Below are 12880 nucleotides of genomic sequence, written 5' to 3' on the forward strand. Positions count from 1 at the left end.
CGTCACCACGAGGACCGGATGTCACCTCACCGTGTCAACGCCCGAGAGCTCCCCCAGGTGCCCTCCAATTCGCGGAAACCGCTCGCGGTGAGTGACGACGGCGGCGCAGACTCGGGACGCATGGAGCCTGTCACCCTCACCACCGAGCGTCTGGTCCTGCGCCCCTTCCGGCCCATCGACACGGACGCCCTCTTCGCAGCTTGCCAGGACCCGGACATCCAGCGATGGACCACCGTGCCCTCCCCGTACGAACGTGCGCACGCGGAGGACTTCACCGGCCGGATCTGCCCGGAGAACTGGCGCGACGACGTGACCTACGACTTCGCGATGGTCACCAAGAGTGACGACACCCTCGTCGGCGCCATGGGCCTGGTGCGGCTGGCCCATCTGCGCACTCTCGAGCACCAGGCCGAGCTGGGCTACTGGACGGTCCGGGAGCACCGGCGGCGCGGCTATACGGACGAGGCGGCGCGGGCCGTGATCGAGTGGGCGTTCACCCGGCTCGGGGTGGAGCGCCTGGAGTGGTGCTGCGAGGCCGGGAACGAGGGCTCGCGGGCGGTCGCCCTCGGGGTGGGCTTCCGGATGGAGGGGACGGACCGCGCCCGGATCGTCCACCAGGGGACCCGGCGGGACGCCTGGCGGGGCGCGCTGCTGCCCTCCGACTGGGGGCTGCCGTCGACGACGCCGTATCTGCCCGCCAAGGCATCGGAGGCGTCCAACGCACCGCAGGCTCCCGAGGCGTCCGGCCGGGCGTTCACGGCGCCGCCAGCGGTCTGAGAGAGGCCCTGAGGAGCCGCCGGGGCCAACGGCCGTGAGGGGCCGCCGGGGCCGAGGCGCGGCGGGCCCGGCGGCCCAGGGCGCCGGGGGTCTGGGCGGCATGGGCGGCGTTGTCAGTGGGTGCTACTACGGTGGCGCGCATGACGAACGCCGCCACCGGGTCCGCCGTGGACCGCACACCCGAGGCCACGCTCTCCGCCGACGAGGCGCGCCGGATCGCGCTGCGCGCCCAGGGGCTGCTGGGCGCCCCCGACCGGCGTGGCGGGGTGCGGGGCGTGCTGCGCCATCTGGGCGCGGTGCAGCTCGACACGATCTCGGTGCTGGCCCGCTCGCATGAGCTGATTCCGTACGCACGGCTGGGCGCGGTCGGCCGTAAGACGGTCGAGTCGGCCTATTGGAGCGACACCCACGCCTTCGAGTACTGGTCGCATGCCGCCTGTGTGCTGCCGATCGAGGAGTGGCCGCACTTCGCCTTCCGGCGCCGCGCCTACCGCCTCCGTCCGCACTGGCACCACGAGCTGCCGGACGGGGTGTACGAGACGGTGGTCAAGCAGTTGCGCGCGGCGGGCCCGCTGACCGCGACGGAGCTGGGCGGGGCCAAGAACGGCGGGCCGTGGTGGGACTGGTCGGCGGCGAAGATCGCGGTCGAGCGGGCCCTGATGTTCGGCGAGGTGGTGTGCGTCGAGCGGCGCGGCTGGAAGCGGGTGTACGACCTGGCGGAGCGCGCCGTGCCGGATGCCCTGCTCCATGACGACCTGGACGACCGGGAGTGTCTGCGCCGGCTGGTCCGGCTGGCCGGGCAGTCCCTGGGCGTGGGCACACGGGCGGATATCGCCGACTACCACCGGCTCAAGGGCGAGCAGGTGGCCGCGGTGATCGCGGACTCGGGGCTGGTGCCGGTGGCGGTCGAGGGCTGGGACAAGCCGGCCTGGGCGGACCCCGAGGCGCTGGCCGCCCCGCCGCGCGGCCGGCACCGCACCACGCTGCTCTCGCCCTTCGACTCGCTGATATGGGACCGGGCGCGCACCGAGCGGATCTTCGGCTTCACTCATCGGCTGGAGGCGTATGTGCCCAGGCCTAAGCGGATCTACGGCTACTTCGCCATGCCGCTGCTGTCGGGCGGGCGGCTGCTGGGCCGGGTCGATCCGGCCCGGGAGGGGAAGACCCTGGTCGCCCGGCAGGTGTCCCTGGAGTCGCCGAAGGCCGTGGCCCCGATGGCGCAGGCGCTGCGGGAGGCGGCCGAATGGGTGGGCTGTGACTCCGTACGGGTCGAGCGCGTCGACCGCCCGGAGCTCGCCGCACCGCTCGCGGCGGCCGTCGTCTGAACCGCCCGCCCCGGTGGACGCTCGGCCGGGGCTCCGGCTCACCTGGGGCTCCGGCTCACCTGGGCTTCCGGCTCATCCGGGGTGATGGCTCACAGAGGGCTCCGGCATGTCCGGAGCTCCGCAGCTCCGGCGCCGGGCGCATCCCTTACCTGATCTCGAGGATCTTCTCCCGCATCGCATAGACCACGGCCTCCATCCTGGAGTGCAGCTGCAATTTCTCCAGAATGTTGCGAACGTGGTTCTTCACGGTGTTCTCACTGATGAACAGCTCCTTGGCGATATCCCGGTTGTTCATTCCGGTCGCCACCAGCTTGAGCACCTCCAGCTCCCGGTCGGTGAGCCGGGGCGCGGGCACCAGCCGCCGCTCATCGGTGCGCTGGATCATCGACTTGAACTCGGTCAGCAGCTTGGCCGCCATCGACGGGCTGATCTGCGACTGGCCGTCCGCCACCGCCCGGATGGCGGTCGAGACCTCGTCGGTCGAGATCTCCTTCAGCAGATAGCCCGTGGCACCCGCCTTGATCGCGTCGTAGAGGTCGGCTTCCTCATCGCTGATCGTCAGCATGATGATCTTGGCGCTGGGTGCCACCTCCTTGATGGCGGTGCAGGCCTCGATCCCCCCACGCTTGGGCATCCGCACATCCATCAGGACGATGTCCGGCAGCAGATCCGCCGCCTTGTCCACGGCCTCGGCCCCGTCCCCCGCCTCGCCGACAACCTGGATGTCCTCCTCCTGGGCCAGGACGATCTCCAATCCACGCCGGAAGAGCGCGTGGTCGTCCACGACGAGGACCCGAATCGGCTCCTTGCGCGGTTCGCCGCGCGGCTCACCCCCGTCCGGACCGACGCCATGGTCTTCACCGGCGTCGGACACGGGCCCGAAGCTGTCCGCCATCGTTCCTCCCCCTGAAGGCCATGGCCCTTGCGGTCCGCACCCTGGGTGCACTCGGTCTGGCGTCAACCGGTGCATTCGATACACCGGTTGGCCGCCCGGCCATGATTTCATGCCCGGACGGCGGAATGTTCCTACCTTGGTCGCACGGCGGTGCCCCGGGGGCGCGCAGGCGCTCCGGGGCACCACTTACTTGTCAGGCCGGATTCGGCTGAATTTCTCGGTCAGCCGCCGAGTGCGCCACCGGCGCCGCCGGGTGCCTCTCCGACGAACGCCTCAGGCTGAAGATGAATCACCCCGTAGTCATAACCATGCCGCCGGTAGACGACGCTGGGCTGGTTGGTGTCGGAGTCGACGAACAAATAGAAGTCGTGCCCGACCAGCTCCATCTCGTAGAGAGCCTGGTCGAGGCTCATCGGAGCCGCGGCGTGGGTCTTCTCCCGGACCACCAGGGGGCCCTCCCCCTGGACTTCCAGAGGGCCCATCCGGGTGGTGGGGACGGTCTCCGTCGTGCGCTGGGGGGCGATGTCCCCATGCCCGTTGATGCGGGCCGCGTTGGGCACGGTGACAGCCACGTCGCTGGCCGGAATGCGACCGTTTCCACGGCGCGTATGGCGCTTGTCGTGCTGCTTGCGCATCCGTGCTTCCAGCTTGCTGGCCGCCAGGTCCAGCGCCGCGTACGGATCGGCCGCGGCGGCCTCCGCCCGGATCACCGGGCCGCGCGAGCGGAGCGTGATCTCCACTCGGTCGGCGCGGTCGGCCTGCCGCGGGTTGTGCTCCTTGGACACCTCGACGTCGAGGCTGATCACCTTGCCGTCGAGCTTCTGGATCTTATCCAGCTTCAGCTTCTCGGCCACGTGCTTCCGGAACCGCTCGGGCACCTCAGTTTTACGGCCCTTGACGACGATGTCCACGCAGAACTCCGTTCCCGGGTAGCTCCAGTCAGTATCGGAGCGTCATCCCTTGTGCACTTGGCTCCGGCATCCTCCGGAGCCATCGGCTTGGCGCTTTCAGCTCCTCCTTCCCACGGAGAGGATCTCAATCCCGTTTGTTCCAAGCCTCACCAGAATGCAGGCAAAACACGCCAAGCGGATGAGCGAGTCATAGCACTCGCCTTTCCTCACAACCGAACATAGCTCGACCGGCCGGAAGTCGGCACCCCCTACCGGCACGTACCTCCGATCAGGTGCTTTGCCGCGGTTACCACCTGCAACGATGCGGCTTCGTATTCAGTTCCGGTTGATGCGCATCAGGGGTGCGGCCACCACGGCCGCGCCGATGACCAGCCCACCGGCCGCCGTCACCGCTCGCGCCGCCTCCGCGAGCGAGGCCCCCGTCGTCATCAGGTCGTCCACCAGGACGACCGGGCCTGCCGCCAGCAGCCGGCCGCTGCCGGGGACCGCCTCCAGCGCCCCCGTCACATTCGCCCGCCGCTGCCGTGCGTCCAGCCCCGACTGGTCGCTCACCCGGCGCCGCTGGCGCAGCACCGCCGGGACCCGCGCCGAGCGCCCGCCACCGCGCAGCACACCCGCCGCGGCGAGCGCGATCCGCCGGGCCGGGTCATGCCCCCGGGCGCCCACCGCTCGCCGGGCCGATGGCACCGGCACCAGCAGCAGCGGACCCCCGCGGGGTCTCGCCCCGGATCCGTACCCGGGTCTCGCCCCGGATCCGTACCCGGGTCTCGCCCCGGCACACGCTCCCGATCCAGTACCCGGTCTCACCCCGGATACCCGGTCCAATCCCGCGCCCGCCCATCTTCGGGACCCCGCACCGGGCCCTGAGCCGGGCTCTGGGCCAGCCCCTGAGCCGGACCCCGGGCCGGGGCAAGCCGCCCGCACCGCCCCCGCCAGCGCCTCACCCAGGGGCCGCGCCAGCCGGAGCGCTCCGCGCTCCTTGTGCGCGAGCAGCACCGCCCGCGCCTCGTCCACGTAATCCACCGCCGCATGGACCACCGGCAGCCCCGGCGGCACCGGGCTCGGCTCCACCCGGCGCGCCCCGGACCCGCGCAGCGCCCCACGACAACGCTCACACAACGCGCCGCCCGGCCGACCGCATCCGGCACAGTCGGCCGGCAGCGCCAGATCGGCGATCTCCTGCCACCAGCCCCGCATGAACACCACTGTCCCGGCGGCCAAGCCCCCGCGCCACCCCTTGTGGACAACCGCGCACATGTGGACAACCAGCCACCCCCGACCGGTGTCCTGGCCTGGAAGATGCCGCTACGGCCCCGCCTAGCCTGGGTAGACCGGAGCCGAACCGTCCTGGTCCACGGTCTTCCAGTCGGTGTTCGGCAGCAGCCGCACGATGCCGTTCTCCCTGGTCTCGGCGATCAGCGGCCGGGTCTGGTCCTCCGAGGCGCCGATCGACTGCACGCCGTTCGGACCCGGCACCTCCGGGATGTTCGACGGGGAGCCGTCCGTCTCCACGTACTGCAGCTGCTGCACCCCGTCCGACTCCCGGCCCGCGACCACCAGCCGGCTGTCGCCCGCCCAGGAGAAGGTGTCCACGTCCTCCAGCTTCGGCGCGACCGCCCGCAGCGCCCCCACCGACAGCTTCGGGGCCGCCTCGGTCCCCCGCCGCTCGATCCGGCCCAGCCGCAGCGTGGTGTGGCCGGACCGCTTGACCAGCATCGCGATCCTGGAACCGTCCGCCGAGACCCGCAGCGCCGTGATCCGGCCGCCGTCCAACTGCGGCAGCGCCACCTCGTCCGCCGCTCCGATGCCGCCCCGCAGCCGCAGCAGCCTCGGCCGCTGCGGATTGCGGTCGGCCACCCACAGACCGCCCAGCCCGTCCCAGCTCGGCGCCGTCAGACCGTGCTCCACGCTGCCGCCCTGGCTGCGCAGCCGCACCTTGCCGCGCTCGGCGCCTGGGGCCATCTGGGTGACGTACAGCGCCTGGCCGTCGGCGGTGACCCCCGCCACGTCCCGCTCGTCGCGGGAGACCGCCACCGTGCCCAGACCCGCGTCCTCGGAGCCGAACGGCCCCGGAACCGGCTGTGGCCGGTCCTCGTCGTCGGACAGCCGGACCATCCGATGATCGGAGTCCACGAAGTACTGGTGGCGCGGATGGCCCTCGACCCCGTCCGGGGCGTAGGCACGCGCCGCGTCACTGGAGAGGGCACACAGCTCCGAACCGTTCTGCCGCTCCAGCCGCACCCCGCTGACCTCGGACGATCCCTCGCCCAGATCCTGGACCGTGAACAGCGTCTGCGCCGCCATCCGGGCACACCGCGCCCCGCTGACCTGCGCCGCCCGGTCGCTCAGCCGGACCTTCAGCGTGTTCGAATCGTCCAGCGACAGCCGCTCGTCCCGGCGGCCGAGTGCCGAACCGCGCGGGAAGGAGCTGCTGACCACCGGCTCCAGCCACTCCGTGGGACCGCCCAGCAGCGCCTTGACGGTCGCGGTCACCGGATCGATACGGCGCCGCACATAGACCGGATCGGCCACCAGCACGTTGTCCCCGGCCGTCGACTCGTCGGCGTCCGGGGACAGATCGGCGAAGTAGTACTTGTTGACCGAGCGGTAGATGCGCTGGAAGTCGGACTCGCCGAGGATCAGCCCCCGCGGCGGCCCGTCGATCCGCCACTCCGAACCGCTCAGCGTGAGATGGATGCGCTCCTCGTACGGCTGCGCATCGGGCTTGTAGGCGTGCGTTTCGTCCACGACGGCGATCCGCTTGCCCGACAGCACGACCGTCTTACCGCTGCCGTCCCGGTCGCCCGGGTCCGTCTCCACCCGCACATCCGGAGCCTGCTCCAGCACGGTGGTGGCCGCGAACGGCTGCCACCGCCTGACCGCGCTCTTGGTCAGATACTCCTTCGCGGTGCCGAAGTTCTCCTCGTCGCTCGTCGTGGCCTCCAGGAAGCCGGAGACCAGCTCCGCGGGCTGCTCGCCCTTGCCCGGGCTCACCCCGTACACCCGGACCTGCGAATCGACGTCGGAGCGCGGTGAGGAGTCCACCCGCCGCACATCGCCGCTGTCGGGCATCGAGGCACAGCCGGACAGCAACAGGGCGCCACAGGCCAGCAGCGCCGGCGTGCTCAGGGCCCGGCCGTCCGGGCGACGCCCACGGCGGCGGAAACGGCGACGGTCGGCATGGTCAGCGCCCACGAGGGCGGCCCTCCCCTTCGTTCGATGTCGTCGGCCGGGCGGCCGGCGCCCTGCCGCCCCGCGGCCCCTCGGACGGCGTCTCCGGGGCGCCGCGCACCACCCGCGACCCATTGCCCGGCAGGGCCGTGGGATCGGCCGACGGCGCAGCGGCTTCGGCGGGCAGCGCGGACCGCGGTTGCGCGGGCACCGCCGCCAGCCCCTCCGCAGGAGGCTGCGGGGCCCCGGCGTCATCCGTACGGCGGTTACGCCGGGAGTCCTCGGGCTCAAGCGGGATCGGCGAGCCGCGCAGCACATCGCCCGCGGTACGCGGCAGCGTCAGCCGGAACTGCGAACCGCCGCCGGGCTCACCCCACGCCTGCAGCCAGCCATCGTGCAGCCGCGCGTCCTCCACCGCGATCGACAGGCCGAGACCGGTGCCGCCGGTGGTGCGCGCACGGGCCGGATCGGCCCGCCAGAAGCGGTTGAACACCCGCGTCGCCTCGCCGGGCTTGAGCCCGACGCCGTAGTCCCGCACCGCGACGGCCACCGCACCGCCCGCCGTCGCGAGCCGCACGACCACATCGCGGCCCTCACCGTGCTCCACGGCGTTGACCACCAGATTGCGCAGCACCCGCTCGACACGGCGGGTGTCCGCCTCCGCGATCACCGGCGCCTCGGCGCCCCGCACCAGGATCCGGGTGCCCTTCGCCTCGGCGAGCGGCTCGGCGCCGCCCACCACCCGGTGCACCACATCGCGCAGATCGATCGGCTCGGCCTCCAGCGCGGCCGCGCCCGCGTCGAACCGGCTGATCTCCAGCAGATCGCTGAGCAGCGACTCGAAGCGGTCGACCTGGCCCCACAGCAGCTCGGCGGAGCGCGCGGTGATCGGGTCGAAGTCCTCACGCGCCTCGTGAATGACGTCCGCCGCCATCCTTACGGTCGTCAGCGGAGTGCGCAGCTCATGGGAGACATCGGAGACGAAGCGGCGCTGCATCCGGGAGAGCTCCTCCAGCTGCTGAATCTTGAGCTGGAGGTTCTGCGCCATCTTGTTGAACGACTCCCCCAGGCGGGCGATGTCGTCCTCCCCGGTGACCTTCATCCGCTCCTGGAGCAGACCGGCCGCCAGCCGCTCGGAGATCCCCGCCGCCATCCTTACGGGCGTCACGACCTGCCGGACCACCACCCAGGCGATGGCCCCGAGCAGCACCACCACGAACACCCCGGCCGTGGCCAGGGTGCCCTTGACCAGGCTCAGCGACTTCTCCTCCTGGGTGAACGGGAAGAGGTAGTAGAGCTGGTAGGCGTCGCCGTTGTTGTCGTCCAGACGCTTGCCGATGATCAGCGCGGGCTCGGCGTCTCCGGAGCCCGCGTGCACGATCTTTCCGTAGCGCTCGTACGGCGCCGTCCGGCCCTCGTCCACCCTCCGGCGCAGATCGGCGGGCACACTGTCCGGCTGGACATCGCCGGAGGCCCGCGGCCCCCGGCTGGCCACATAGGGCGTCTCACCGGAGTCGGAGCTGAGCGCCACCACCGAATACGCGCCCTTGCCGCCGCTGGAAAGCTGCTCCACCAGCGCGTTCAGCCAGGCGCCGGAATCCTCGGCACCGGCCCCCGGCCCGTCCTGGCCACGGGAATCGCTCTTGCGGTCGGCCATCTGCTCGGCCACCTCGAACCCGCCGACAGCCTGCCCCTGCGCCGCATGGCGCTTGGCGTCCAGCAGACCGTTGCGCACCTGCCCGATGACCACCAGGCCCAGCAGCAGCACCACACCGAGCGACATCAGCAGCGTGGTGGCGACCACCCGCAGCTGGATGTTCCGCCGCCACAGCCGGGCAGCGGGCAGCAGCGGACGGCGCACCCACCGTCCGAACAGCCGGATCACCGGATGGGCCGGCCCTCCGGACGCCCCGTCGGGCAGCAGATGCCCACCGCTCCACAACCTCCGCAGCAGCGGTATCTCACCCGCCGGGTCGGGCCGCCCCATCCGGGCACCCTCCGGGGCCCCGCCTCCCGGTCCTCCGGGCTGCGGCGCCGTACCACCCGTCATCTCAGCTTGGCCCGGCCTTGTAGCCGACACCGCGCACGGTCACCACGATCTCCGGCCGCTCCGGGTCCTTCTCGACCTTCGACCGCAGCCGCTGCACATGCACATTCACCAGCCGGGTGTCGGCGGCATGCCGATAGCCCCAGACCTGCTCCAGCAGCACCTCACGGGTAAAGACCTGCCACGGCTTGCGGGCCAGCGCCACCAGAAGATCGAACTCCAGCGGGGTCAGCGCTATCGACTGGCCGTCCCGCTTCACCGAATGGCCCGCCACGTCGATCACCAGATCGCCTATGGCCAGCTGCTCCGGTGCCGGCTCCTCGGAACGCCTCAGCCGGGCCCGGATCCGGGCCACCAGCTCCTTCGGCTTGAACGGCTTGACGATGTAGTCATCCGCCCCGGACTCGAGCCCGACCACCACATCGACCGTGTCGCTCTTGGCCGTGAGCATGACGATCGGGACCCCCGACTCGGCCCGGATCAGTCGGCAGACCTCGATGCCGTCCCGTCCGGGCAGCATCAGATCGAGCAGCACCAGATCGGGCTTGGTCTCGCGGAAGGCGGCAAGAGCCTTGTCGCCGTCCGACACAAACGACGGTTCAAAGCCTTCGCCGCGCAGCACGATGCCAAGCATCTCTGCCAGTGCGGTGTCGTCGTCGACGACAAGGACGCGTCCCTTCATATCGACATCATCCCATTACCCGATCGTGACCTGGCCCACAGCTCGGCGATACCGTCCGCCGTGACCGGAGAGATCACACCCTCCTCGGTCACGATCGCCGTCACCAACTCCGGTGGTGTGACGTCGAAAGCCGGATTGTGGGCCTGTGTCCCCAGCGGAGCGACCGGCACTCCGGTGCCCGCCTCGTGCCCGGCGATGGGGGCGTAAGGAATTGTGATGTCTGTCACCTCATGTCCAGGGCGCTGCTCGACCTCGATCGAGGCGCCGTCGGGAGTGGCCGGGTCCACCGTGGTGGTCGGGGCTACCACCACAAACGGCACATGGTGGTAGCGGGCCAGCACCGCGAGCGGATAGCTGCCCACCTTGTTGGCCACCGAGCCGTCCGCGGCGATCCGGTCCGCCCCGATCAGCACCGCGTCCACCTCACCGGCCGCGAACAGCGAGCCCGCCGCGTTGTCCGCGAGCAGCGTGTAAGCCATACCGGCACGCGCCGCCTCGTACGCGGTCAACCGCGCCCCCTGGAGCAGGGGCCGGGTCTCGTCCACCCAGAGCCGCCGCAGCTGCCCCGCCCGGTGCACCGCCTTGACCACGGCGAGGGCGGTCCCCTCACCTCCGGAGACCAGGGCGCCGGTGTTGCAGTGAGTGAGGATTCGATGACCACCGGCAGGCAGCAGCTCATCGAGGAGCGCTCGACCATGAGCCGCCATGCGGTCGCTGGCCTCGGCATCCTCCCGATGCAGGGCCCGGGCCTCGGCGAGGGCGGCCGCGGCAGCCTGAGCGTCGTCCGCGTCGTCCCGGATCGCGCCGTGATACGCGGCGACGGCCCGGCGAACGCCATAGCCGAGGTTGACGGCCGTGGGACGGGCATGGGCGAGCGATTCGGCGGCCTCGTCCACATCGAAACCCCGGGCCGCGGCAAGCGCGATCCCGTATGCCCCGGCGAGGCCGAGCAGCGGGGCGCCGCGCACGGCGAGAGAGCGGATCGCCTCCACCAGCGCCGGCACATCGGTGCACACCAGCTCGACCTCTTCGGCGGGCAGCCGGGTCTGGTCGAGAAGTACCAGTACGGGCTCCTCCGGGGGCTCCTCCCAGCGCAGCGCCAAGGCGATGGGAGGTATGGGGCCTTCCGGGGACACCGGATGCTGATCAGCCATCCGCCCAGTCTGCCCTGTGCGCCACCGACTATTGAAGTGCCGGACCGCCCCCAGTGACCGGCACGAGGCACAACCCACCGTGGCACGATGGCTGGCATACGCCCGCCGCGGACGCCGCGGCCGGTCAACGAACAACCTACGGAGCGACGATGAATGACACTCCGGGTTGGGCCCCGCCCGGATCGTCCCCTTCCGACGAACCGGACCACGGCGCTCAGCAGCAGAAGGAGCCCGCCGACCAGCCCGCCCCGGAGCAGCCCACCTGGGGCGGCCAATGGGCCCGGCGCCAGCCGCCGCCCGGCCGCTGGACCGCATCGGGACGAGGCCCCACGCCACCGCAGGTGCCACCCGCTCCCACGCCGGGCGGCGGATGGGGCACCGGCCCGCGTCAGCCACCTGCTCCCCGCCCCGGTGTCATTCCGCTGCGACCGCTGGCCGTCAGCGAGATCCTGAACGGCGCGGTGGCCACCATGCGCGCCCACTGGCGCACGGTCCTCGGCATCTCGCTGATCGTCTCGATCGTCATCCAGGGTCTGATCACGGCCGCCACGGGACTCTGGTTCAACGACGCCCGCGGCAACGAGAGCAATGTCCTCGACGATCGGGACGTCACCGTGAGCCAGGCGATGCGCGCCGTCGGCGCCGCGCTCGGGGACAGCGGAGTCACCCTGCTGCTCGGCGTCCTCGGAACGATCGTCACCACCGCCCTGCTGACCGTGGTCACCGCCCGGGCGGTGCTGGGCCGGTCCGTGTCCACCAAGGAGGCATGGGGCGGTGCCCGCCCGCGTCTCCTTCAGCTGTGCGGGCTGCTCCTTCTGATCCCCGCCATCGCCGTGGCCGTCATCGCCGCCGGTATGACGCCGGGTCTGCTGCTGGCCTTCGCGGGCGTGCACAGCGAGGGCGCCGCACTCGCCTCTCTCGGCGGGTTCGCCGCGGCCGGCGTCGCCGTCTGGCTCTGGGTCCGCTTCAGCCTCGCCCCTCCCGCGCTGATGCTGGAGAAGCAGGGGATCATCAAGGCCCTGCGACGCTCCTTCAAGCTGGTGCGCGGTGCGTGGGGGCGCGTCTTCGGCATCCAACTGCTCGCCGTCGTCCTGGTCTTCATCGTCGGCGCCATCGTCGAGATCCCCACCAGCCTGATCGCCATGGTCATCGGCGGGGACAACGCCATCGACTGGCTGTCCGGTGAATCCGTCTCCGTCAGCTGGACCTTCCTGGTCGTGGTCGGCGTCGGCGGAGTGATCAGCTCGACCATCACCTTCCCGATCAGCGCGGGTGTGACGGCTCTTCTCTACATGGACCAGCGCATCCGGCGCGAGGCTCTCGACCTCGAGCTCGCCCGCGCCGCGGGAATGCCGGGCGAACCCACGGAAGACCATGGCAAGGACCAGCCGACCGTCGCCTCGACGTCCGGGAACTGACGGACTCACAGGCGGGCACGAACGAGGCGTCACCCGACGCCCCTTCACCGCACAGGTCGTCACTCGCACAGGCCCTCACCTCCCCCGTTCGCCCGTTCGGCGTCGCGCCTGCGGCCTGCTGACCGGTCGTCAACGGACCTGTTGGACCCCGGCCTCACTGACAACTCTGAGTGCCAGCAACCGCGCCACGCCAGGGCCCTGAGGGCTTTTCACTCGATCCGGTGGAACATCCGATCGAATGGGAACGCAAAAAAGCCTCGGTCCCGAGCACTGAATGCTCGGGACCGAGGCTAGAGATTGTTCGGCGGTGTCCTACTCTCCCACAGGGTCCCCCCTGCAGTACCATCGGCGCTGAAAGGCTTAGCTTCCGGGTTCGAAATGTAACCGGGCGTTTCCCTAACGCTATGACCACCGAAACACTATGAAACTGAACCGGAACCACACCCCAAAACAAAAGGGGGGTTCAATACGGTTCATTGCTTCAGAACCAACACAGTGGA

The 12880-nt window shown here is 71.0% G+C and carries 10 protein-coding genes and 1 rRNA gene; 3 read left to right on the forward strand and 8 right to left on the reverse strand.

Features of this window, described 5'->3' with window-relative positions:
- Positions 1 to 120 precede the first annotated feature (120 nt).
- Both CGL27_RS20400 and CGL27_RS20405 read left to right on the forward strand, forming a co-directional pair.
- On the forward strand, positions 121 to 777 hold the full coding sequence (locus tag CGL27_RS20400; RefSeq protein ID WP_119989135.1) for a GNAT family N-acetyltransferase: 657 nt from the start codon (positions 121 to 123) through the stop codon (positions 775 to 777).
- A 140-nt stretch (positions 778 to 917) separates the two neighbouring features.
- Positions 918 to 2102, forward strand: coding sequence for a crosslink repair DNA glycosylase YcaQ family protein (locus tag CGL27_RS20405; RefSeq protein ID WP_119989137.1), 1185 nt, complete (start codon positions 918 to 920; stop codon positions 2100 to 2102).
- A gap of 145 nt (positions 2103 to 2247) precedes the next feature.
- On the opposite strand, the gene CGL27_RS20410 is transcribed toward CGL27_RS20405, so the two are convergent.
- The 7 genes from CGL27_RS20410 to mtnA all read right to left on the reverse strand — a co-directional run bounded on the left by CGL27_RS20410 (position 2248) and on the right by mtnA (position 10962).
- Positions 2248 to 2997 carry a response regulator transcription factor gene (locus CGL27_RS20410; RefSeq protein WP_014061176.1) on the reverse strand — a complete coding sequence of 250 codons (750 nt, stop codon included), beginning with the start codon at positions 2995 to 2997 and terminating at the stop codon, positions 2248 to 2250.
- Positions 2998 to 3218: 221 nt separating this feature from the next.
- Positions 3219 to 3908: a ribosome-associated translation inhibitor RaiA gene (raiA, locus tag CGL27_RS20415; protein ID WP_078641812.1), complete on the reverse strand. Its 690-nt coding sequence runs from the start codon at positions 3906 to 3908 to the stop codon at positions 3219 to 3221.
- A gap of 315 nt (positions 3909 to 4223) precedes the next feature.
- Positions 4224 to 5105: a ComF family protein gene (locus CGL27_RS20420; RefSeq protein WP_240450576.1), complete on the reverse strand. Its 882-nt coding sequence runs from the start codon at positions 5103 to 5105 to the stop codon at positions 4224 to 4226.
- A 120-nt stretch (positions 5106 to 5225) separates the two neighbouring features.
- Positions 5226 to 7103, reverse strand: a complete 1878-nt coding sequence (locus CGL27_RS20425) for an LpqB family beta-propeller domain-containing protein (RefSeq protein WP_078641814.1) — start codon at positions 7101 to 7103, stop codon at positions 5226 to 5228.
- Complete coding sequence (mtrB, locus tag CGL27_RS20430; RefSeq protein WP_119989140.1) at positions 7093 to 9066, reverse strand: MtrAB system histidine kinase MtrB; 1974 nt, start codon at positions 9064 to 9066, stop codon at positions 7093 to 7095. The genes CGL27_RS20425 and mtrB overlap by 11 nt, the downstream gene beginning before the upstream one ends.
- A 64-nt stretch (positions 9067 to 9130) precedes the next feature.
- Positions 9131 to 9808: a two-component system response regulator MtrA gene (mtrA, locus tag CGL27_RS20435; RefSeq protein WP_014061181.1), complete on the reverse strand. Its 678-nt coding sequence runs from the start codon at positions 9806 to 9808 to the stop codon at positions 9131 to 9133.
- Positions 9805 to 10962, reverse strand: coding sequence for an S-methyl-5-thioribose-1-phosphate isomerase (gene mtnA, locus CGL27_RS20440; RefSeq protein WP_119989142.1), 1158 nt, complete (start codon positions 10960 to 10962; stop codon positions 9805 to 9807). The genes mtrA and mtnA overlap by 4 nt, the downstream gene beginning before the upstream one ends.
- Positions 10963 to 11111: 149 nt before the next feature.
- On the opposite strand from mtnA, the gene CGL27_RS20445 reads away from it, so the two are divergent.
- Positions 11112 to 12380 carry a hypothetical protein gene (locus CGL27_RS20445; protein ID WP_119989144.1) on the forward strand — a complete coding sequence of 423 codons (1269 nt, stop codon included), beginning with the start codon at positions 11112 to 11114 and terminating at the stop codon, positions 12378 to 12380.
- A gap of 299 nt (positions 12381 to 12679) precedes the next feature.
- On the opposite strand, the gene rrf is transcribed toward CGL27_RS20445, so the two are convergent.
- Positions 12680 to 12796, reverse strand: a 5S ribosomal RNA gene (gene rrf / locus CGL27_RS20450).
- Between the last annotated feature and the right edge of the window lie 84 nt (positions 12797 to 12880).

It is taken from the genome of Streptomyces sp. 11-1-2 (genome assembly GCF_003595545.1).
GTDB lineage: Bacteria > Actinomycetota > Actinomycetes > Streptomycetales > Streptomycetaceae > Streptomyces > Streptomyces hygroscopicus_B.

Excerpts from the sequence above, each read along its gene's own strand:
- mtrB (WP_119989140.1), bottom strand. The coding sequence starts at position 9,066 with ATGGGGCGGCCCGACCCGGCGGGTGAGATACCGCTGCTGCGGAGGTTG.
- CGL27_RS20420 (WP_240450576.1), bottom strand. The coding sequence starts at position 5,105 with ATGCGGGGCTGGTGGCAGGAGATCGCCGATCTGGCGCTGCCGGCCGAC.
- mtrA (WP_014061181.1), bottom strand. The coding sequence starts at position 9,808 with ATGAAGGGACGCGTCCTTGTCGTCGACGACGACACCGCACTGGCAGAG.
- mtnA (WP_119989142.1), bottom strand. The coding sequence starts at position 10,962 with ATGGCTGATCAGCATCCGGTGTCCCCGGAAGGCCCCATACCTCCCATC.
- CGL27_RS20445 (WP_119989144.1), top strand. The coding sequence starts at position 11,112 with ATGAATGACACTCCGGGTTGGGCCCCGCCCGGATCGTCCCCTTCCGAC.
- CGL27_RS20405 (WP_119989137.1), top strand. The coding sequence starts at position 918 with ATGACGAACGCCGCCACCGGGTCCGCCGTGGACCGCACACCCGAGGCC.
- CGL27_RS20400 (WP_119989135.1), top strand. The coding sequence starts at position 121 with ATGGAGCCTGTCACCCTCACCACCGAGCGTCTGGTCCTGCGCCCCTTC.
- CGL27_RS20410 (WP_014061176.1), bottom strand. The coding sequence starts at position 2,997 with ATGGCGGACAGCTTCGGGCCCGTGTCCGACGCCGGTGAAGACCATGGC.